Genomic DNA, 20,130 nt, shown 5'->3' with positions numbered 1-20,130 from the left:
ACTGATATGCCATCAATATCTACAATAAAAGCAGCAACAGAAGAAATTGGGTATAACTCATACATTGACAGCCCGCTTCACAGCTTCTGCCAGTATACTATAACCTTTGCCATTCAGATGCAGGTCGTCGATGGTCAAATCAGGATTCAGTCTGCCGTCCAGTGACAGACGGTCGAATACATCAAGGTAGATTATATCCGTCCCTTGCAGCTTTTCATGTATTTTCTGATTGAGCATACGGATGAATCTATTCACTGCCGTACTGTAATCATCGTAATCATTTCGTGGAAAAATACAGAATAAGTACGTCTTCAGAGAAGGAACGGCAAGGATTGCCTTCACATAACGTTCCACATAATCGTCTACATTTTCATCATTCAACTCGTAGATGTCGTTACTGCCGAATTGAATGATAACCTGACAATCAGAGGTATCCGCCGCAAAAGATTCGACATAGGCCAACCCCTCACCGGGCGCTCCGTAATTCAGGCATTTCCATTGAGGGAAATAAATATCCAGTGCCCAAAATGCCATATGGCTGTTGCCTACAAAAGCTACTTTTGGTGTTTTCTCCATCCTATCCATTTTATCTTTGCTCAAGCATCCACTTTATTTCATTCAAACTCCAGAACAAATATAGAACAAAATTCGCGGATTTACCTTACTTTTGCACCAATAATCACATTCAAATATAAACCGATGATACATTTTTTCAAGAAGCCCGTTTCTCACATTGCTCTACCGGAGAAATTCACTTATCCTTTCCATTATACGCCCCATCCGTTGTGTGTATTGGCGGCAGAGGAAGTGAAAGAGTATATCGCAAGCCGGAAGGAATGGCAGGAAGAATTAGCTCTTGGAAAGATGTTCGGAGTACTGGTGGTGCAAGAAACGGGAAAAGCGATGAATGAAACGACACGAAAAGAGACGGACGAAGGATACAGAATAGGTTATTTGGCAGCCTTCTCCGGCAATTTGGCGGGAAAGAACCTGCATACTTACTTTGTCCCTCCTGTTTATGATTTGTTGCAACCACAAGGATTTTTCAAGATTGAGGAAGAACAGATTTCCGCTATCAATGCCCGTATCAATGAATTAGAGAATAGCGCTTCCTATCTTGAGTCGAAAGAAAAGTGGAAGACAGAAACGGAACGGGCTCAAGCGGAACTGAACCAAGCCAAAGCGGAGCTGAAAGCTGCGAAAGAAGCCAGAGAAAACCGGCGCCTGTCCTCAACCGGGATTTCCGAGGAAGAACAAGCCGCTCTAATTCGCGAAAGCCAATATCAGAAAGCCGAATACAAACGAAAGGAGAAGGAATGGAAGAACCGCCTGGAAGAATGCGAAGCGGAAGTCAATCGGTTCAAGGATGAGATAGAAAGTCTGAAAGCAGAACGGAAAGAGCGTTCGGCAGCTTTGCAACAAAAACTATTCAGGCAATTCCGGATGCTGAATGCGAAAGGAGAAGTGAAAGACTTATGCACTATTTTTGAACAGACAGTCCGGAAAGTCCCTCCCGGCGGTGCGGGTGAGTGTGCGTTGCCCAAATTACTGCAATATGCCTATTTTCATCAGTTAAAGCCGCTGGCGATGGCTGAATTTTGGTGGGGGGATTCTCCTAAAAATGAAATCCGGCATCATGGATATTACTATCCTTCCTGCAAAGGGAAATGTGAGCCGATTCTGCAACATATGTTACAGGGGCTGGAAGTGGATGAAAATCCGTTATTGGATAACGTTCACAAAGACACGAAGCTGGAAATCGTGTTTGAGGATGAATGGTTGCTGGTAATCAACAAACCGGCAGGGATGTTATCGGTTCCGGGAAAAGCAGAGAAGATAGATTCCGTTTATCACCGTTTAAAGAAAAAATATCCTGACGCAACGGGACCTATGATTGTACACCGGCTCGACATGGCGACTTCGGGATTATTGCTTGTTGCCAAGACGAAAGAGGTGCACCGGCATTTACAGGCACAGTTCGAGAACAGGAAAATAAAAAAACGATATATAGCTTTACTTGACGGAGTCATGGCGAAAGCCGAAGAAGCTACTCCCCAACCGACTGGAAAAACGGAAAAGACAGGAAGAATCGAGCTTCCCCTCTGCCTGAACCCTCTCGACCGTCCACGGCAAATAGTAAGTGAGGAACACGGGAAGGAAGCTATCACAGAATACCAGATAATCACAAACTCAGAGAAATGTACCCGCGTCGCGTTTTATCCGTTGACCGGACGCACTCATCAGCTACGTGTACATGCCGCTCACCCGAAAGGGTTGAACTGCCCCATTCTGGGAGACGAGCTTTATGGCAAAAAAGCGGACAGGCTCTATCTCCATGCCGAATATATCGAGTTCCGCCATCCCGTTTACGGAGATATTATCTGCATACAGAAAGAGCCGGACTTTTAAGCTGTTTCAACAGCCGGACTGTTTGTAAACACCTGCCGCTTCAATCTCTTGTAAACATAAATAAAAGCAGGGACCAGGAACAAGTCGGCAGCTATCCAAGCCATCGGATCACCATAGCAGACGGCAAGGAAACCGAAAGCGGGAACCGCATAAAGGCTGACAAGAATACGGGCTATCATTTCCGCCACTCCGGAAAACATGGCAAGATTCGTAAAACCCACTCCCTGGATGGTATAGCGCAGGACACACAACAGCCCAAGCGCAGGGAAGAACATACAGGAAATATGAAGGAAAAGTTCCGTATCCAGTAAGATTTCCGTTTCCGAAGGGTCTACGAAAATCAGGGCAAAATACTTGGCTCCCAGCATCAGGAGTATGAAAGTAAAGGCCGCATAGATAATCATCATCAAGGCACTCGCCTTAATACCCTGCCAGATACGCTCCGGTTTGCCGGCACCGTAATTCTGTCCGCTATACGTTGCCATGGCAATGCCCAAGCTCTCGAATGTGCAGATAAAGAACATCTTGATGCGCATGGCAGAAGTAAAAGCCGCCACACAAGCTGTCCCCAACGCATTGTTCGCACTTTGCAACATAATACTGCCAATAGCAGTAATAGAGAACTGAAGTCCCATAGGCACCCCGATGTAGAGCAGCGTCTTAGCCAGTCTCGGCTGAAACCGACGCTCCTTCGGGGAACTCTGTAAAATATCAAACTTACGATACATATAAATATAGCAGAGCGCGGCCGAAAGTCCCTGCGAGATTACCGTAGCAATAGCAGCTCCCGCCACTCCCCAGTCGAGCACCAGAATACAAAACAAATCGAGCACGATATTGAGAACGGTAGACAACAGCAGAAACCAGAAAGGTGTCTTGCTGTCTCCCAATGCACGGATTATACTCGACAGAAGATTGTAGAAAAACGTAAAAGGCACACCGATAAAGGTGACAAGCAGATAAGCATACGCACCTTCGGATATATTCTCCGGCGTACGCATCATCCGAAGAATGTCCGCACACAAGATACTGGTGACGATGGCAATAGTGACAGACATCACTAGAGAGAGCTTCAAACTGACGGATATATAACTGCGCATCGTACTATAATCTCTCGCTCCGAACTTCTGTGCCACGGGAATCCCGAAACCACCGCAACATCCGTTGCAGAATCCTAAAATAAGGAACACGACCGATGTGCTGGCTCCCACCGAAGCCAACGCGTTAATACCCAAGAACTTTCCAACGATTGCCGCATCAACAAGCGAATATGTTTGTTGCAACAGATTGCCGAGCAAAAGCGGCAGTGTAAACTTTAATATCAGAGGTAATGCCGGCCCTGCCGTCATTTCTTTAGAAGTTGCCATTTGTCTATGTTCTAAAATTGCGCGCAAAGATACGGAAAATCCCGTTAGAAAGATTCAAATCCTCTTTCCAGTTTCATTGATATAAATCAAAAAAAACAGAACGGGAAGGTTCCTTATCTCTTCACCAGTCTTTTAGGCGAGCCATGCCAGGAGCATCCCAAACAATAAACCTCCGTCAAATCGAATCCTTCCATAGAATCAGCAGGATACTTGGGTACAATCTCCCCATCTTCCATCACGTAGACCAGTAATCTCTCGTTCCGGTCGTTCTTTACATATAGGGCAGCAATTTTGCACTGCGGACACAATAACTTTCTCATGCGGCAAAGATACAAAAGAGAATTGGATAAATTCTCTGTAATCTTCCTTATCTTTGTGCAGTTCAAAGAGAACTGTTCAAAAAGACAAGATGAAGAAACAACGTATCGCACACGAAAAGAAAATAGTAGGACTGATGATTCGTCTCTACTGCCGGAGAAAGGAGAAGAACGCTGTTCTTTGCCCTGACTGCGAGGAACTGCTCCGCTATGCGCACGCACGTCTCGACCATTGTCCGTTCGGAGAAAGGAAAAGTTCGTGCAAGAAATGCACAGTGCATTGTTACAAGCCTGCAATGCGCGAACGGATGCGGCTGGTGATGCGCTTCTCCGGTCCGCGAATGTTGCTGTACGCGCCTTGGGCGGCTATCCGGCATTTACTGAACTTATAAGAAACAACATTAATCCAAACATATATATTTGTCATGAAACGAGCTATTATTATAGGAGCCACATCCGGCATCGGGCAAGAAGTGGCCAAATGCCTGTTACTGGAAGGCTGGCAGATCGGAATAGCAGGCAGGCGGCAGTCTGCCCTCGAAACCCTGCAACAGGTTGCACCGGAACAAATCGAGATTCAGGCATTGGATGTCACCCGGGAAGATGCAGCGGAAAAACTCAATATGCTCATAGACAAAGTGGGCGGCATGGACTTATTCCTTCTCAGTTCCGGCATCGGTTTCCAAAACATGAAACTGGATATGGAAGTGGAGCTGAACACGGCACGTACCAATGTAGAGGGATTTACCCGCATGGTAGATACCGCTTTTGCATATTTCAGAAAGAACAGGGGCGGACATCTGGCGGTTATCAGTTCCATTGCAGGAACAAAGGGACTTGGCGTAGCTCCCGCTTACTCTGCGACCAAACGTTTTCAGAATACTTATATAGATGCCCTTGAACAACTTGCCCATCTTCAAAAGCTGAACATTCATTTTACCGATATTCGCCCCGGATTTGTAGCTACGGATTTATTGAATGACGGAAAGCGTTATCCAATGCTGATGAAAGCAGATAAAGTAGGATGGCACATTGCCCGTGCACTGAAACGTAAAAAGCGGGTAGCAGTAATCGACTGGCGCTACCGGATTCTAGTCTTCTTCTGGAAAATGATTCCTCGCCGGATATGGAAACACCTGCCCATAAAAACAAACGGGTAACGGAACTAATCAAAAGAAAAAATGCTAATAATTAGCAAGATCAAATAACAATTGTTCCAATAATTCTTCCTATCTTTGGCACGTAACAGAAACTTAAAACAAAAATAAAGATGGAACAAAAAATTTGTCAGTGTTGTGCCATGCCGATAGAAGAATCCACATTCGGAACAGAAACAGACGGTAGCAAGAATCAGGATTATTGTCACTATTGCTACGAGAACGGACACTTCACCAAAGACTGTACAATGGACGAAATGATTGAACTTAATCTAAAATATCTTGACGAATTCAACAAAGATTCAGAAGTAAAATATACCATTGAGGAAGCACGCGCCACCATGAAAGAATTCTTTCCGCAACTGAAAAGGTGGAAAAATAAACAAGAGCAATAGCTCACTCCTACTACGGATAAAAAATAAACAACAAATGAAACAAACCGAATCACCTTCCCCCAAGGATGACAATATGTGCTCAGGAAATACATCTTCCGAATTAGCACAAGACCCGCTTCTGTTTGCAGAAAATATCTACGCCAGCCTGCCGATGAGCATTGAAATCTATGATGCCAATGGTGTCTTACGTAAAATTAATGAACCGGCATTGAAAATGTACGGAGTGAGTGACCAGACAGCAGTCATAAACAAAGTTAATCTTTTCGACAGTCCATATATGGACGAGGAATTAAAATCCAAAGTACAAAAAGGTGAAAATATCACTTTGGAATTTGAGTATGACTTCGACCGTATAAATAGCGATGCCTACTTCACCAGCCAAAATAAAAACTCCATAATTTATGAAGCACAGGTAGTGCCGATAGTAGATAATAAAGGAGCTATCATCGGACATATATTGCTCTCTAATGACGTGACTGCCGAAAAAGAAACGGAATTCCGAACGGAAGAAAGCAAGAAAAACCTGGAAATGGCTATGGAAGCTGCCAATATGGCTTCATGGGTATATAATGTCCACAAGAAAACATTCAGCACATTGTATGGTAACGCACTGGCAGAGGAAGGGATGTCTTTGGAACAAATGCAAAGCATACTGCATCCGCAAGACCGCATACAGTTAATGCAGCTTTTCGCACAACTGATAAATAAGGAAACCCAACAAGCACATACTACCCTACGCTTTTACAACAAGGAAGAAAGGCAATACCGCTATTACGAAAGCCGGATGCGTTTATCTTCCGAACACCGCGGAAAACTGCTGATTGTCGGCACCCAACTGGATATAACGGAGAAAGTGCAAATGCTGAAAAAGACACAGGACCTGACAACGAAACGCGAACTTGCCATGCAGGTGAGCAATATCGTGCACTGGGACTTCGACGTAAACAGTCAGAAATTTGAATCTTATAATGACCCGATCAACGACTACGCCCCTAACAGGCTTGTGACTCTCCAGGAATTTCAAAGCGTTATCCACCCGGACGACGTTTCTACTTATTACGATGCTATGCAATCCATGTTGTCGGGCGAAAACCAGACAGTCAACTTCACTTGCCGCATACAAACGAAATATGATGATAACTGGCAATATTGTAATGTTATCGGCGTTCCTTTCGAACAGGACGAGAACGGAAATACGATACGTTTCACCGGTTTCCGGCAAAACATCTCCAAACTTCACCGCTTGAATGAAGAGCTCAAAGAGCGGAATTACAAGATGGAACTTACTTTCAAGACTGTCGGAATGTCTTATTGGGATTTTGATGTGACAACCCAACTATTCACAGCCTTCAATGACCCCGTCAATGATTATTGCCCGGAAACTCCGATCAACATCGACCAATATCTGAGCGTCGCCCATCCGGATGACATAGAAGTCATGCGCGAATATTTTGAAGATATGATTCAGGGAAAACAGCAGGAATTTACCTTCCAGTACCGTTCCAAGACAAAATGGGACAAGGAATGGCAAACCCTTCTCATCACCGGTATTCAAGTGGAAAGAGACAAAAGAGGAAAAGCGCTCCGTTACACCGGTATCGAATTCAACAATACGAAATGGGAAAAAGTGACCCAGGAATTAAAGGAGCTCAAAGACAAAGCCGAACTTTCCGACCGCCTCAAATCGGCTTTCCTTGCCAATATGAGTCACGAGATACGCACACCGCTAAATGCCATTGTCGGTTTTTCCGGACTGATGGTACATTGTGACGACCCGGAAGAAAAGGCGGAATATATGGAAATCATCGAATCGAACAACGAACTGCTGTTACGGTTAATTAATGATATTCTCGATCTTTCCAAGATTGAATCAGGCATACTCGAGCGTAAAAGGGAAAAGTTTAATCTGGCGAAAGTTTCCAACGAACTTTACACAATGATTCAACCGAAAATCACCAATCCGGAGGTAGAATTCATCCTGGGAAATTCCGGTCCGGACTGTTGGATATTCCTGGATAGAAACCGACTCAAACAGGTGTGGATGAATTTCCTCACCAACGCCATCAAATGTACTCATGCCGGACATATCAAGATGGGATACAGTATCGAAAACGGCGGTATCAGGTTCTATGTGGAAGATTCGGGGGTCGGCATCCCTCTTGAGTTACAAAACAGGGTGTTCGGACGATTCCAGAAACTCAATGAGTTCGCTCAGGGAACGGGACTAGGATTAGCCATTTCGAGAGCTATTATAGAAGGCGCAGGGGGAGAGATAGGATTTACTTCCACGCCCGGCATCGGTTCAACTTTCTGGGCATGGGTGCCGTGTGAAACTAGTATGCAGGAAAATGTTGAGTCAAAGGTAAAGACACAGCCTTCCCGAATACAAAAGACAGCTCCTGCGAAACAGACTATTTCTCTAAAACATATCAACGAAAAAGAATTGAAAATACTGATTGCCGAAGATAATGACAGCAATTATTCATTAGTGAAGCATATCCTCAAAGAATATCAAATCACCCGTGTAGTAAACGGGGTCGAAGCGGTGGAAAAAGTACGCAATGAAAAATTCGACATTGTTCTCATGGATATGAAGATGCCGATTATGGGAGGTTTGGAAGCAACACGGAAAATCAGGGAACTGAATCCTCTCATCCCTATTATCGCACTTACTGCCAACGCATTCGATGCCGACAGAGTAAGCGCCATGGAAGCAGGATGCAACGCATTCCTGACAAAACCACTGAAGAAAGAAGAATTACTTGAATTGTTCTCCTTGTAAATGGTAATCCCCCAACCGGTAACAACACAATACCAGTTTTCAATATCGCCACTCGGAACACACCATACTCATAATCCCTTTTTTCACAATTATCCCAGTTCCGGGTGGCGTTCTAACCATCTCACAGCATACGAACAGGTGGCTTTCGGTTTCATTCCGTTGGCCAGAGCGTAGCCATAGGCGGCTTTCACCAATGCGGCAGCCACCCCGCGACCTTCTATCGGACGGGGGACAACCGTATGGGTGATGTCGAGAAAATCACCTAAGAGGCGATATTGTACAAAGGCGGTGCGACCGTCTACTTCTGTCTTGAACAGTTTTTGTTCGGGCTGATGAATAATTTCGTAATCCATAATCTTGTTCTTTTAGAATTGCTCAATCCATTGCAATCGGTTTGTATCGTAGCCACGGCGTTCGGCAGCGGTGACGAGTTTTTTCTTTATATCCTCCGGTAGTTGAGGAGTACGGCTCAGTATCCAGAGATACTTGTCGGTGCTGCTGCCAACAAGTGCATAGTTGTAATTCTCTCCATCCAGTTCCAAGACGTAATAGTCTGAATAGAAGTTGAGAAAGAAAGAGACTTTCAGTTTGCCCGGCTGCGAGGAGTCGGGTATCTTGGCATGACCGTTGGCAGTCTTGCAAATATCGTAGGGAGAGTTACGCTTGCATCCCCGGTTCTCCACCCGGATAGTACCGTCGGGCCGGAGCGTGTACATGGCGGTCACATCAACAAGTCCACGTTCGAAACGGTTCTCGTAACGGGCTATCTCATACCATAGCCCCATATAACGGTCCAAATCGAGAGTCCGTACCGTACTATGGTCTGTCCCCTTAAAAAGCCGTTCTACATCAGGGACAGCGAAGTGGAATCCTGCTTCCTGAAGACGTGTGGGACGTACCCGCTGACCGGACGTAAGGAAAGAAGCGGCTTCTCCATACAGCATCCGGAAGACCGGTTGAGGCACGACCACCGTTGTCCATGCATGATAGGCTTTCGCCATTTCACGGGTGAAAGTATATTGGGAGATTTGCTGCGGAGCAACAAGGTTGAATACACCGCACGTCTCCTCATGGCTGATGAAAAACTCCATGGCACGGCAGAGGTCACGTATATCTATCCACGGGAAAGGCTGGGTGCCCGGTCCGATGGCAGTAGCAATCTTGGTTGCCTGTAACGGGCGAAGCATCTGTTGCATCGCCCCGCCATCCGGTGAAAGCACAACACCGAAACGGGTAATGACAAGCCGTGTCTCTTCGGGGCAACGTTTCGCCTCCTTTTCCCATGCATAGCAAAGGTCGGACAAGAAGCCGTCTCCACGGGTACGGGTATATTCGTCCACTTCCGCCATCGCAGGATAATACCCTACGGCAGAGGCGGAAATCATCAGTTTCGGTTTCGTCCGTACAGCATTTAGCGCACGGATAATGCGGTGCGTGACGACAATACGGCTATCGAAAAGTTCCTGTCGGTGCTCCGGCGTCCAACGCTTGTCAACCGGTGCTCCTGCCAGGTTGATGATAACATCGCAATGAGCCAGCGTCTGAATCAAATGCCCGGACATACCTTCGCGAAACATCGGCCTTCCCAAAGGAATCACACGATGTCCGCCCTTTTCAGTCAGGTAGTTGGAGAGATGTTTACCTATATATCCGGTGGCTCCGGTCATTGCTATATTCATCTTAATTCTATTATATATTTAACTCTACTAGAAAAACGTATAAAATGCAGGAAAAGTTCTTTGAAAAAAGCAAAATGAGATTATCTTTGCAACCGGCATAACGCCGGAACAAGGTTTCCTTGCGGCATAATTGCTTTAGATATGGATTATGTTCAAGGCCTGCTTTTTTAAAACTAAATGAATAATTAAAATGAAGAAACAAACTAAAATCAACTATATCCTTACTCTTATATTGGTGTTCTGCATTGGTGCCACCATCCCTACTCTGATAGGCAGCAGCCAAGTCAACGAACAACATTCGGCTAAGTCGGAAGTGCCCTATTGCGTCACCCCGCCTACCGTGCCCACGCAAGTCACTTTTGACGGAACTACCATCGACCTCAGGCGCTACGACCGCCGCGAACGGATGGACCGCGAAATGATGGCGTTCACCTATATGCACTCTACGACCATGCTTCTGATAAAGCGTGCCAACCGATATTTCCCTATCGTGGAACCGATATTGAAAGCAAACGGTATCCCCGATGATTTCAAATATCTGATGGTGATTGAAAGTAACCTGAACAACATCGCACGCTCTCCCGCCGGAGCAGCCGGTCTGTGGCAATTCATGCCCGCCACCGGACGGGAATTCGGACTGGAAGTGAATGACAATGTGGACGAACGCTATAATATTGAAAAAGCAACGGTCGCCGCCTGTAAGTACTTCAAACAAGCGTATGACAAATATGGCGACTGGATGGCTGTATCCGCTGCTTACAATGCCGGACAGGCACGTATCTCTTCCCAACTCGACAGGCAACTGGCAAGTCATGCCATGGATTTATGGCTGGTGGAAGAGACATCGCGTTATATGTTCCGCCTGCTGGCAGTCAAAGAGATTTTCAGCAATCCGCAACGCTACGGATTCCTGTTGAAAAGGGAACATCTCTACCCGGCCATCCCGTACAGGAAAGTGACCGTCAACACTCCTATCGACAGCTTGAGCGAATATGCCAGACAGCAAGGCATCACCTACGCACAACTTCGAGATGCCAACCCGTGGTTGCGTGACACCTCACTGAAAAACAAAAGCGGAAAAACCTACGTTCTCTATATTCCCACACAAGAAGGAATGTATTATGACCCGAAAAAGACTGTTGCCTACAACAAAAACTGGGTGATTGATTAACACTATTTTATCCGAGACACGCTTTATTATGAAATTGAGAGAAAGAATCCAACGTTTTCTGCATGACGAGAAACTGAAACGAAAGTTATACGTCATCATCTTCGAATCGGACACCCCTGCCGGGAAACTGTTCGATGTGATTCTTATCGGCTGCATTCTGGTCAGTGTATTACTTGTCATCATCGAAAGCCTGAAAGGACTCCCCGCGTTTCTGACGACTCCGTTCGTCGTACTGGAATATCTTTTCACCGCTTTCTTCACGTTCGAGTATCTGACAAGAATCTACTGCTCGCCCCGCCCCCGGAAATACATTTTCAGTTTTTTCGGCATCGTCGACTTATTGGCTACCCTGCCGCTTTATATCGGCCTGATTTTCCCGGGTGCACGCTATTTGCTTATCATCCGTGCTTTCCGACTGATACGGGTATTCCGTGTATTCAAGTTATTCAACTTCCTGAACGAAGGTGAACGGCTGCTCACCGCCCTGCGAGAAAGCAGCAAAAAGATTGCGGTATTCTTCCTGTTTGTCGTTATTCTGGTGACTTCCATCGGGACATTGATGTATATGATTGAAGGCACACAACCCGACTCCCAGTTCAACAATATCCCGAACAGCATCTACTGGGCAATCGTCACCATGACTACCGTAGGCTACGGAGACATCACCCCTGTCACCGGTTTGGGGAAGTTTCTTTCCGCCTGCGTGATGCTTATCGGTTACACCATCATCGCCGTGCCGACAGGTATCGTATCGGCCTCGATGATGAAAGACTACAAGCGGCGAAGAGACAAAGAATGCCCCAACTGCCACCGATCCGGTCATGAGGACAACGCAGAATTTTGCAAATATTGCGGAAGTAGTCTGAATCCGGTTGGGACAAAAGAAAAAACATAGGACGAAGCGAGAGACAACACATCATTCAAAACAAAAATGAAAAACAATCTTTACCCCCTATATGTATGAATAAACATCTTAAAATCGCAGCAGCTCTATTAGCAGCTTTACCGACATTGGTCATCGCGCAAGTGCGCACTGAACACACCTTTGAGAAAGGATGGAAATTCACTCGTGAAGACGACAAGAATTTCAGTCAGAAACAGTATGACGACGCCAAATGGCAATCCGTCACCGTCCCTCACGACTGGGCTATTTATGGTCCTTTCAGCATCGACAACGACAAACAGAACGTAGCTATCACCCAGGATGGCCAAAAGGAAGCAATGGAACACGCGGGACGTACAGGCGGACTTCCTTTTGTCGGAGTAGGCTGGTATCGCCTGAATTTCGAAGTTCCGGGTTTCTCTTCCGGCAAGAAAGCAACTCTTATTCTTGACGGTGCCATGAGTCATGCCCGCGTGTACATCAACGGACAGGAAGCAGGTTACTGGCCCTACGGCTACAACTCTTTCCGTATCGACGCTACCCCTTATCTGAAAGCGGGCGAACAGAACACATTAGCCATCCGTTTGGAAAACGAAACCGAATCTTCACGCTGGTATCCGGGTGCAGGACTGTATCGGAATGTCCATCTGGTGATTAACGAAGACGCCCATGTCCCGACATGGGGAACGCAGCTTACTACCCCTGTCGTGAAAAAGGAGTTTGCCAAAGTAAACCTGAAAACCTGTCTCGAATTTCCTTCCGGCAAGTCTTTTACTGATTACCGCATTGTGACTGAGCTGAAAGCTCCCGACGGCAAAGTTGTAGCCACCAACGAAGAAAAAGGAAGAAAGTATGACGGAAATATATTTGAACAGAATTTCGTGATAGATACTCCCCTGCTCTGGTCGCCCGACTCACCATCTCTCTATTCTGCCGTATCCAAGGTTTACGAGGGCAATACACTGAAAGACGAGTATACCACACCGTTCGGTATACGGTCTATTGAAATCATCCCGAACAAAGGATTTTATCTGAACGGAGAACGCACTGTGTTCAAGGGGGTCTGCAATCATCATGACTTAGGACCGTTGGGTGGTATCGCCAATGAAGCCGGTATCCGTCGTCAGATACGTATATTGAAGGATATGGGTTGCAACGCCATCCGTACTTCTCACAATATGCCCGCACCGGAGTTGATTCGCGCTTGTGACGAGATGGGTATGATGGTGATGGCGGAATCATTCGACGAATGGAAAGGTGCTAAATTGCAGAACGGTTATCATAAGGTTTTTGACGAATGGGTGGAGAAAGATTTGGTGAATCTGCTTCATCAGTTCCGTAACAACCCCAGTGTAGTAATGTGGTGTATCGGAAATGAAGTTCCCGACCAGTGGAACGGCGACCGCGGTCCGAAACTCTCCCGATTCCTGCAGGACATCTGCCATCGTGAGGATCCTACACGTCCCGTCACTCAAGGTATGGATGCTCCCGACGCTGTGGTTAATAACAATATGGCTGCCGTGATGGACGTAGCCGGATTCAACTATCGCCCGCACAAATACCAGGAAAATTACAAGAAACTCCCGCAACAGATTATCCTGGGCAGTGAGACCGCTTCAACGGTCAGCTCACGTGGTGTATACAAACTGCCTGTTGCCCGCCGTTCGATGCAGAAATATCCCGATCATCAGGCTTCTTCTTATGACGTAGAACACTGCGGATGGTCTAATCTGCCCGAAGATGATTTCATTCAGCATGAAGACTTGCCATATTGTATCGGAGAATTTGTATGGACCGGATTCGACTATCTGGGCGAACCGACCCCTTATTATACGGACTGGCCAAGCCATTCTTCCCTATTCGGAATCATTGACCTTGCCGGATTGCCGAAAGACCGTTATTATCTCTATCGCAGCCATTGGAACAAAAAGGAAGAAACGCTCCATATCCTGCCGCACTGGAATTGGGAAGGACACGAAGGGGAAGTAGTGCCCGTATTTGTCTATACCAACTATCCGTCTGCCGAACTGTTTATCAACGGCAAGAGTCAGGGCAAACGTACGAAAGACCTCTCCATAACGATTGACAACAGTGCCGATTCCGCTTCTATGGCTAACCTCAAACGCCAGCAGCGTTATCGCCTGATGTGGATGGATACAAAGTACGAACCGGGTACGGTGAAAGTCGTAGCTTATGATAAAGACGGCAAGGCTGTCGCCGAAAAGGAGATTCATACAGCCGGAAAGCCTCATCATATTGAACTGATACCGGACCGTACACAAATCAAAGCCGATGAAAAAGACCTGTCGTTTGTCACTGTCAGAGTAGTGGATAAAGACGGCAACCTCTGTCCGCTAGCTGACAACGTTATCAGCTTTAAAGTGAAAGGTGCAGGAACATACCGTGCAGGAGCCAACGGAAATCCCGCTTCGCTCGAATCGTTCCAAACTCCGAAGATGAAGGTCTTCAGCGGTATGATGACTGCTATCGTTTCTTCTTCCGACAAGCCGGGAAAGATTATACTGGAAGCTAGCGGAAAAGGGCTGGTGAAAGGTGTGCTGGAGATTGAAAGCAAGTAGGAAGCAATGCTCTTATAAAAAATGGGGTGATGGTCGTACTTACGATTCTCACCCCGTTTTTTTGTTATTTCCGTTGAGACAAGCGCTCAAATAAAATAATCAGTACGCATCCCACTGCATAACAAGCAATATCCGCCCAATCGAACGTAGAGCCTAGAACAACTCTGGCTACGCGATTCGTAATACCTAAAGTTTCTGCCAACTGGAAGTACTGCATCATCTCCACAAAACAGGCAAAGAGAAATACATAGAACGGCATTCGTGGAATACCTGTCGGCAAAAATATCCTCACAAAACAATATACCAGCACAACGACCAATACATCCCCGATGTATGGACGCACAAAATTATCACGCACATACAAGGCAATCAGTACTTCTACACAAAAGATTACCAAAAAGCTGATTATATAAAATATTCTTTTCTTCATTATTCACCCAATCACGGGATTAAACATTTATTTGAGTGTGCGAATATACGATAAAATAGAACGGATACATTCAAATATTACTAAATTAACGACACAAAAAGAGGAAATAATTGTATATTTATAGGTCTAAGCATTTTATCCACAAACAATAAAAAACAGAAAGGAGATTGAACGTATGATGTTGAACATGGATTTTGTATTACGCTTGCTAGTTGCCGGAATACTCGGAGCCATTATCGGACTGGACCGTGAATACCGTGCCAAAGAAGCCGGATACCGCACTCATTTCCTCGTTTCACTAGGCAGTGCACTGATTATGATTGTCTCCCAATACGGATTTCAGGAGATTATAAAAGAAAACAGTGTGACGCTCGACCCAAGTCGTGTAGCTGCACAAGTTGTCAGTGGCATCGGATTTATCGGTGCAGGAACCATCATCTTTCAGAAGCAAATAGTCCGCGGACTAACCACTGCGGCAGGCATTTGGGCAACGGCAGGCATCGGGCTGGCAGTCGGTGCTGGAATGTATACTATCGGAATTGCCGCTATGGTATTGACTCTTGTCGGACTGGAACTGCTCAGTTATCTCTTCAAGAGTATCGGCATGAAAAGTTCAATGGTATCTTTCTCTACCACCAATAAAGACACGCTGAAACTGATAGCAGACAGATTCAACTCCAAAGACTATCTAATAGTCTCCTATGAAATGGAAACCTCTCACACAAGCGAAACCGAATCTTATCAGGTAACAATGGTAATCAAATCAAAGCGGAACAATGATGAAGGCCAACTACTTTCTCTGATACAGGAATTTCCGGACGTGACGGTGCAACGGATTGAATAAGTTCCCTTGCCGGACTATCGCTGTTTCTCTGTCAGATACTTCCAATAGCGCACAGGCATATCCTGCCTGTGTTTCCTCGGATTAATGCGCTCTTTTATACAAATCGCCTTGAAATAGGTTTTCCAAAGTTGCTGGAAGAGTTTTTCGTCTTTATCCATAAGGCTTTCGTCAAGCATTCCCGTTATCAGGTGGGATTCTCGACTGTCATCATCAAAAGAAATCGTAGTCACTTCTTGTAAATCGTAATAAAATCCATAGCGACGTTTCATATCATAGATAATCCACTTTTGGTCGGCAAAACGGTCTTTAAAGTGATGAACGGTAAGCGGCAATGCATTAAATTGCGGTTCGAAAGCAGCAAAGAATGTACCGTCCGCAGCCTTCTGAAAACGGACGAACTGCATCAGGTGCACACGTTCACCATCTACCTTCTTCCAGATTTGTGCCAATTGCAGTACATCCGGGTCAGCAAAGTTAGTTTCAATGGAACGGGGAGAATCAATCGCCTTACGGATATAACGAAAAATAAGCATCCCTACTTCCGGCAGTTCCGACAACCAGCTTTGAGTAAGACACCCCAATGCCGAAGATGAAACTTTTTTCTGTAAACCGCGCCATACACGAGTGGCTTTTTCTTCATCAGTGACTACTGTATGCAGTTCATCATAAAACAAGGGCAAAGCATCTCCTTCCGACAAAAGTTCGTCGGGAAAGGTCTTACGGAAATAAGCATCAAAGACAGCAGTCAGCAGACCGTCAAAGGTTTTATCGTAGATATAAATATTCATTCTCCAAAATCAAGTATCAACTGTCGTTCATCCACTTTCTTTTTCGGTTTCGGCAATAACAAAGAACGTACCCGTTGCGGAGAAAGCTCGTTCACAGTCTGTATTTGGAGAGGAAGTTCCTTACAGGTAATGAAATATTGTGCTTTCTTCATCACCACTCCTATCTTCTTTAATTCGTAGAACCCCAGTCGGGAGAAACGCCGGGAAGCGACAATCAGCTTCGCCGATTTCACACCGATACCCGGCACACGGAGAAGCATTTCGTAATCCGCTTTATTAATGTCGACCGGGAAATGCTCAGGGTGGCGCAATGCCCATGAGAGCTTCGGGTCTATTTCAAGATCAAGGTCCGGATAAGAGTCGTCCACTATTTCGTCTACTTTGAACTGGTAGAAACGTAACAGCCAGTCAGCCTGATAAAGCCGGTTTTCGCGTACCAGTGGTGGTTGCTTCAAGGCGGGCAGGCGCTTGTCGTAAGTATTTACAGAAACATAGCCGGAGTAATAGACACGCTTCATCGTGGGACGGTTGTAAAGTGCCGACGAGAGGAACAGAATGTCTTTATCCGATTCGGAAGTAGCACCGACAATAACTTGCGTACTCTGTCCGGCAGGTGCGAAACGCGGGGCATGACGGAATTTCTGCCGCTCTTCCTTACTCTCCAATACCCCTTGCTGAATGTACTTCATGGGGGCAAAGACACTTTTATGGTCTTTCTCCGGTGCAAGAAGTTTCAGGTTTTCTTCTTTGGGAATTTCTACGTTGACGCTAAGACGGTCGGCATACAGTCCGGCTTCGTTCACCAGTTCGCGGCTGGCACCGGGGATACTTTTCAGGTGGATATATCCGTTGAAGCGATACACTTGCCGCAGGTCTTTTGCCACACGCACCAACCGTTCCATTGTATAATCCGGGTTACGGACAACGCCGGAGCTGAGGAATAATCCTTCTATATAGTTACGACGATAAAATTCCATCGTCAGTTCCACTAATTCGGATACGGAGAAAGTGGCACGCGGAAGGTCGTTGCTGCGGCGGTTGATGCAGTAAGCACAATCGTAGATACAATAATTGGTAAGCATGATTTTCAGCAACGATATGCACCGTCCGTCTTCGGCAAAACTATGGCATATTCCCCATCCTCCGACAGTATTGCCCAGCATCCCCGGTTTGTTGGAGCGTACAGTGCCACTGGAAGAGCAGGAAACGTCATACTTCGCGGATTCCGCGAGTATCTTCAGTTTAGCCAAGACATTTTCGTTCATAAATTCCCAATCTGATCAATCTGATTATTCCGCAAATATACGATTTAATTTGATTTGAATATCCATTTCCAAATCTTCCATTAAAAAAGATACTTCCAACACAGAAAGAGGGTCTGCCGCAAGCGACAGACCCTCTCCTTTTTCCTGTATCTTAGTAGTCTACTAATATTACTGCTTAGCAGCTTCCAAAGATGCTTTACGGAATTCTTTCATAGCTTTTTCGATTTCCAAAGAAGCCTTACGAGCACGAGTTCCTGCTGCTTTGTTACCGTTTTCAATCTGAGCGTTAGCATCTTTTGAGAAGTCAGCATAAAGAGCTGCTACTTTTTCTACCAATTCTTTCATAATCCTTTTATTTTTTTCGTTAATAATGTGCCGCAAAAATACACTGTTTCCCGAAATAAACGCATAAAAACAATATTTTTTTTGAAATATTCTTCGAAAATTATGCAAAAAAAGGGGTTTTCACCTTTTTTATCTACCTTTGCAACCATGAAACTGCTTACAGATACCGATTATATACATACACTGATTGCTGAAGGTGAGCATCAACAACAGGATTTTAAGTTCGAAATCTCCGACGCCCGAAAAATAGCCAAGACACTCTCCGCTTTTGCCAACACCGACGGGGGACGGTTGCTTATCGGTGTGAAGGACAACGGAAAAATTGCCGGAGTACGCTCCGAAGAAGAGAAATATATGATTGAAGCTGCGGCACAACTTTACTGTGTCCCGGAAGTGGAATATACCCTAAAAACATATATAGCAGAAGGACGACAGGTTTTGGTAGCAACGATTGAAGAGACTCCGCACAAACCGGTTTATGCCAAAGATGAAACGGGAAAACCTCTCGCCTATCTCCGCATCAAAGACGAAAACATACTGGCAACTCCTATACACCTACGTGTATGGCAACAGAGTGACAGTCCGCGTGGGGAGCTTATCCGCTACACTGAGCGGGAACAGCTTTTACTGAACCAACTGGAACAGGGGGCTTTACTTTCACTCAACCGCTATTGCCGCCAGACAGGACTTTCACGCCGCGCTGCCGAACATCTGCTTGCCAAATTTGTCCGTTATGATATTGTGGAGCCTGTGTTCGAAAATCATAAATTCTACTTCCGAATGAAGAACGAATAACCACAATATAATAAAAAAGAGACAATGCCGGACATCGAAAAGGAGTTGGAATGTTGGTGAAACCCAACTGTTTTTGTACCTTTGCGGGCAGATTGCCAAAGGATAGTTATGTGATATAACTCCCCACGCACTCCAACAGTAAATTGTAAATAATAAAATTGTAAATATAACAATGAGCTTATTTGGTTTATTCAAGAAAAAATCCGATGAAACAAAAGTCGGCAACGTAGAAGATTTCATATCTCTGACCCGGGTTTATTTCCAGTCAGTTATCGCCACGAATCTTGGTATTACAAATATCCGCTTCCTGCCGGATGTGGCCAACTTTAAACGCCTGTTTAAGGTACCTACCCAGAATGGCAAGTTGGGATTGGCAGAGAAGTCGGCTTCACGCAAAATGTTGATGCAGGATTACGGGCTGAACGAGAGTTTCTTCAAAGAAATTGACGCTTCGGTGAAACGCAATTGCCGCACACAGAATGATATCCAGTCTTATTTGTTTATGTATCAGGGATTCTCCAATGACTTGATGATGTTGATGGGAAACTTGATGCAGTGGAAGTTCCGTATGCCGTCTATTTTCAAGAAGGCTCTATATGGCATGACACAAAAGACGGTACATGATGTATGTACCAAGATGGTATGGAAAGCTGATGACGTGCATAAGACAGCAGCCGCTGTCCGTCAGTACAAGGAACGTTTGGGATACTCGGAACAGTGGATGACGGATTATGTATATAATATCGTCCTACTGGCCAAAAAGGAACCGAAACAAAAAAAGGATGACACGGAAACGAAAAAATAAGTAGCCGTAAATGTTAGAAAACCGTAAAGAATAACATGATAGGAAAAGCAGGGGTTTTGAACCTCTGCTTTTTTTGTTATCTTTATAGGCTCTATGAAAACCGACATACCATCTTTATT

20 protein-coding genes are annotated in these 20,130 nt (G+C 45.4%); 11 read left to right on the top strand and 9 right to left on the bottom strand.

What is annotated here, in order from left to right; genetic code table 11:
- Window positions 1–57: 57 nt before the first annotated feature.
- The gene (locus ACGHVY_RS02505; protein WP_390599640.1) at window positions 58–585 is read right to left on the bottom strand and encodes an SGNH/GDSL hydrolase family protein; all 528 of its coding nucleotides are present in this window, start codon (window positions 583–585) and stop codon (window positions 58–60) included.
- Window positions 586–699: 114 nt separating this feature from the next.
- Here ACGHVY_RS02505 and ACGHVY_RS02500 point away from each other — a divergent pair, with 114 nt between their 5' ends.
- Window positions 700–2,409, top strand: coding sequence for an RluA family pseudouridine synthase (locus ACGHVY_RS02500; protein ID WP_390596916.1), 1,710 nt, complete (start codon window positions 700–702; stop codon window positions 2,407–2,409).
- Here the strand turns inward: ACGHVY_RS02500 and ACGHVY_RS02495 are convergent.
- Entirely contained in the window at window positions 2,406–3,776 is a 1,371-nt protein-coding gene (locus ACGHVY_RS02495; protein ID WP_308744603.1) for an MATE family efflux transporter, read from the bottom strand. The genes ACGHVY_RS02500 and ACGHVY_RS02495 overlap by 4 nt on opposite strands.
- Window positions 3,777–3,889: 113 nt before the next feature.
- Window positions 3,890–4,096 (bottom strand): hypothetical protein, encoded by a 207-nt coding sequence (locus ACGHVY_RS02490; protein ID WP_308744604.1) that lies wholly within the window; start codon window positions 4,094–4,096, stop codon window positions 3,890–3,892.
- An 89-nt stretch (window positions 4,097–4,185) separates the two neighbouring features.
- Between ACGHVY_RS02490 and ACGHVY_RS02485 the strand changes: the two genes are divergently transcribed.
- The 4 genes from ACGHVY_RS02485 (at window position 4,186) to ACGHVY_RS02470 (ending at window position 8,427) form a co-directional block, all read left to right on the top strand.
- Window positions 4,186–4,485: a nitrous oxide-stimulated promoter family protein gene (locus ACGHVY_RS02485; protein WP_308744605.1), complete on the top strand. Its 300-nt coding sequence runs from the start codon at window positions 4,186–4,188 to the stop codon at window positions 4,483–4,485.
- 33 nt (window positions 4,486–4,518) lie between these two features.
- The gene (locus tag ACGHVY_RS02480; protein WP_390596913.1) at window positions 4,519–5,253 is read left to right on the top strand and encodes an SDR family NAD(P)-dependent oxidoreductase; all 735 of its coding nucleotides are present in this window, start codon (window positions 4,519–4,521) and stop codon (window positions 5,251–5,253) included.
- 110 nt (window positions 5,254–5,363) lie between these two features.
- The gene (locus ACGHVY_RS02475) at window positions 5,364–5,645 is read left to right on the top strand and encodes a zinc ribbon domain-containing protein (protein ID WP_308744607.1); all 282 of its coding nucleotides are present in this window, start codon (window positions 5,364–5,366) and stop codon (window positions 5,643–5,645) included.
- A gap of 34 nt (window positions 5,646–5,679) precedes the next feature.
- Entirely contained in the window at window positions 5,680–8,427 is a 2,748-nt protein-coding gene (locus tag ACGHVY_RS02470; RefSeq protein WP_390596911.1) for a PAS domain-containing protein, read from the top strand.
- An 89-nt stretch (window positions 8,428–8,516) separates the two neighbouring features.
- Here the strand turns inward: ACGHVY_RS02470 and ACGHVY_RS02465 are convergent, their stop codons facing one another.
- Together ACGHVY_RS02465 and ACGHVY_RS02460 are read right to left on the bottom strand one after the other, a co-directional pair.
- Entirely contained in the window at window positions 8,517–8,780 is a 264-nt protein-coding gene (locus tag ACGHVY_RS02465) for a GNAT family N-acetyltransferase (RefSeq protein WP_308744609.1), read from the bottom strand.
- A 12-nt stretch (window positions 8,781–8,792) separates the two neighbouring features.
- A complete protein-coding gene (locus ACGHVY_RS02460; protein WP_390596908.1) occupies window positions 8,793–10,106 on the bottom strand; it encodes a TIGR01777 family oxidoreductase in 1,314 nt (437 codons plus the stop codon).
- A gap of 190 nt (window positions 10,107–10,296) precedes the next feature.
- Here ACGHVY_RS02460 and ACGHVY_RS02455 point away from each other — a divergent pair, with 190 nt between their 5' ends.
- The 3 genes from ACGHVY_RS02455 (at window position 10,297) to galB (ending at window position 14,739) form a co-directional block, all read left to right on the top strand.
- Complete coding sequence (locus ACGHVY_RS02455; protein ID WP_390596906.1) at window positions 10,297–11,277, top strand: lytic transglycosylase domain-containing protein; 981 nt, start codon at window positions 10,297–10,299, stop codon at window positions 11,275–11,277.
- A 28-nt stretch (window positions 11,278–11,305) separates the two neighbouring features.
- Entirely contained in the window at window positions 11,306–12,172 is an 867-nt protein-coding gene (locus ACGHVY_RS02450) for an ion transporter (RefSeq protein ID WP_390596904.1), read from the top strand.
- Window positions 12,173–12,237: 65 nt separating this feature from the next.
- Window positions 12,238–14,739, top strand: coding sequence for a beta-galactosidase GalB (gene galB / locus ACGHVY_RS02445; RefSeq protein ID WP_390596902.1), 2,502 nt, complete (start codon window positions 12,238–12,240; stop codon window positions 14,737–14,739).
- A gap of 64 nt (window positions 14,740–14,803) precedes the next feature.
- Here the strand turns inward: galB and ACGHVY_RS02440 are convergent, their stop codons facing one another.
- Window positions 14,804–15,169, bottom strand: coding sequence for a DUF2809 domain-containing protein (locus tag ACGHVY_RS02440; protein WP_308744614.1), 366 nt, complete (start codon window positions 15,167–15,169; stop codon window positions 14,804–14,806).
- Between the two features lie 175 nt (window positions 15,170–15,344).
- Between ACGHVY_RS02440 and ACGHVY_RS02435 the strand changes: the two genes are divergently transcribed.
- Window positions 15,345–16,013 carry an MgtC/SapB family protein gene (locus ACGHVY_RS02435; RefSeq protein ID WP_308744615.1) on the top strand — a complete coding sequence of 223 codons (669 nt, stop codon included), beginning with the start codon at window positions 15,345–15,347 and terminating at the stop codon, window positions 16,011–16,013.
- A 14-nt stretch (window positions 16,014–16,027) separates the two neighbouring features.
- On the opposite strand, the gene ACGHVY_RS02430 is transcribed toward ACGHVY_RS02435, so the two are convergent.
- The 3 genes from ACGHVY_RS02430 to ACGHVY_RS02420 all read right to left on the bottom strand — a co-directional run bounded on the left by ACGHVY_RS02430 (window position 16,028) and on the right by ACGHVY_RS02420 (window position 18,411).
- The gene (locus ACGHVY_RS02430; protein ID WP_308744616.1) at window positions 16,028–16,801 is read right to left on the bottom strand and encodes a TIGR03915 family putative DNA repair protein; all 774 of its coding nucleotides are present in this window, start codon (window positions 16,799–16,801) and stop codon (window positions 16,028–16,030) included.
- Window positions 16,798–18,066 carry a putative DNA modification/repair radical SAM protein gene (locus ACGHVY_RS02425; protein ID WP_390596900.1) on the bottom strand — a complete coding sequence of 423 codons (1,269 nt, stop codon included), beginning with the start codon at window positions 18,064–18,066 and terminating at the stop codon, window positions 16,798–16,800. The genes ACGHVY_RS02430 and ACGHVY_RS02425 overlap by 4 nt, the downstream gene beginning before the upstream one ends.
- Window positions 18,067–18,234: 168 nt before the next feature.
- Complete coding sequence (locus ACGHVY_RS02420; protein ID WP_024988745.1) at window positions 18,235–18,411, bottom strand: histone H1; 177 nt, start codon at window positions 18,409–18,411, stop codon at window positions 18,235–18,237.
- Between the two features lie 147 nt (window positions 18,412–18,558).
- Between ACGHVY_RS02420 and ACGHVY_RS02415 the strand changes: the two genes are divergently transcribed.
- Together ACGHVY_RS02415 and ACGHVY_RS02410 are read left to right on the top strand one after the other, a co-directional pair.
- Window positions 18,559–19,206: an ATP-binding protein gene (locus ACGHVY_RS02415; RefSeq protein ID WP_308744618.1), complete on the top strand. Its 648-nt coding sequence runs from the start codon at window positions 18,559–18,561 to the stop codon at window positions 19,204–19,206.
- Between the two features lie 172 nt (window positions 19,207–19,378).
- Window positions 19,379–20,011 (top strand): hypothetical protein, encoded by a 633-nt coding sequence (locus ACGHVY_RS02410; RefSeq protein ID WP_308744619.1) that lies wholly within the window; start codon window positions 19,379–19,381, stop codon window positions 20,009–20,011.
- Window positions 20,012–20,130: the final 119 nt, after the last annotated feature.

The sequence above is a fragment of the Bacteroides sp. f07 genome (assembly GCF_042854785.1).
Classification (GTDB): Bacteria; Bacteroidota; Bacteroidia; order Bacteroidales; family Bacteroidaceae; genus Bacteroides.
This window is presented reverse-complemented; position numbering and strand designations above follow the sequence as displayed.

What these genes read in the sequence shown, in the direction of transcription:
- ACGHVY_RS02425 (WP_390596900.1), bottom strand. Translation starts at nt 18,066, where the DNA reads ATGAACGAAAATGTCTTGGCTAAACTGAAGATACTCGCGGAATCCGCG.
- ACGHVY_RS02495 (WP_308744603.1), bottom strand. Translation starts at nt 3,776, where the DNA reads ATGGCAACTTCTAAAGAAATGACGGCAGGGCCGGCATTACCTCTGATA.
- ACGHVY_RS02505 (WP_390599640.1), bottom strand. Translation starts at nt 585, where the DNA reads ATGGATAGGATGGAGAAAACACCAAAAGTAGCTTTTGTAGGCAACAGC.
- ACGHVY_RS02415 (WP_308744618.1), top strand. Translation starts at nt 18,559, where the DNA reads ATGAAACTGCTTACAGATACCGATTATATACATACACTGATTGCTGAA.
- ACGHVY_RS02485 (WP_308744605.1), top strand. Translation starts at nt 4,186, where the DNA reads ATGAAGAAACAACGTATCGCACACGAAAAGAAAATAGTAGGACTGATG.
- ACGHVY_RS02465 (WP_308744609.1), bottom strand. Translation starts at nt 8,780, where the DNA reads ATGGATTACGAAATTATTCATCAGCCCGAACAAAAACTGTTCAAGACA.
- ACGHVY_RS02440 (WP_308744614.1), bottom strand. Translation starts at nt 15,169, where the DNA reads ATGAAGAAAAGAATATTTTATATAATCAGCTTTTTGGTAATCTTTTGT.
- ACGHVY_RS02470 (WP_390596911.1), top strand. Translation starts at nt 5,680, where the DNA reads ATGAAACAAACCGAATCACCTTCCCCCAAGGATGACAATATGTGCTCA.
- ACGHVY_RS02490 (WP_308744604.1), bottom strand. Translation starts at nt 4,096, where the DNA reads ATGAGAAAGTTATTGTGTCCGCAGTGCAAAATTGCTGCCCTATATGTA.
- ACGHVY_RS02455 (WP_390596906.1), top strand. Translation starts at nt 10,297, where the DNA reads ATGAAGAAACAAACTAAAATCAACTATATCCTTACTCTTATATTGGTG.
- ACGHVY_RS02480 (WP_390596913.1), top strand. Translation starts at nt 4,519, where the DNA reads ATGAAACGAGCTATTATTATAGGAGCCACATCCGGCATCGGGCAAGAA.
- ACGHVY_RS02430 (WP_308744616.1), bottom strand. Translation starts at nt 16,801, where the DNA reads ATGAATATTTATATCTACGATAAAACCTTTGACGGTCTGCTGACTGCT.
- ACGHVY_RS02500 (WP_390596916.1), top strand. Translation starts at nt 700, where the DNA reads ATGATACATTTTTTCAAGAAGCCCGTTTCTCACATTGCTCTACCGGAG.
- ACGHVY_RS02475 (WP_308744607.1), top strand. Translation starts at nt 5,364, where the DNA reads ATGGAACAAAAAATTTGTCAGTGTTGTGCCATGCCGATAGAAGAATCC.
- ACGHVY_RS02420 (WP_024988745.1), bottom strand. Translation starts at nt 18,411, where the DNA reads ATGAAAGAATTGGTAGAAAAAGTAGCAGCTCTTTATGCTGACTTCTCA.
- ACGHVY_RS02450 (WP_390596904.1), top strand. Translation starts at nt 11,306, where the DNA reads ATGAAATTGAGAGAAAGAATCCAACGTTTTCTGCATGACGAGAAACTG.
- ACGHVY_RS02410 (WP_308744619.1), top strand. Translation starts at nt 19,379, where the DNA reads ATGAGCTTATTTGGTTTATTCAAGAAAAAATCCGATGAAACAAAAGTC.
- galB (WP_390596902.1), top strand. Translation starts at nt 12,238, where the DNA reads ATGAATAAACATCTTAAAATCGCAGCAGCTCTATTAGCAGCTTTACCG.
- ACGHVY_RS02460 (WP_390596908.1), bottom strand. Translation starts at nt 10,106, where the DNA reads ATGAATATAGCAATGACCGGAGCCACCGGATATATAGGTAAACATCTC.
- ACGHVY_RS02435 (WP_308744615.1), top strand. Translation starts at nt 15,345, where the DNA reads ATGATGTTGAACATGGATTTTGTATTACGCTTGCTAGTTGCCGGAATA.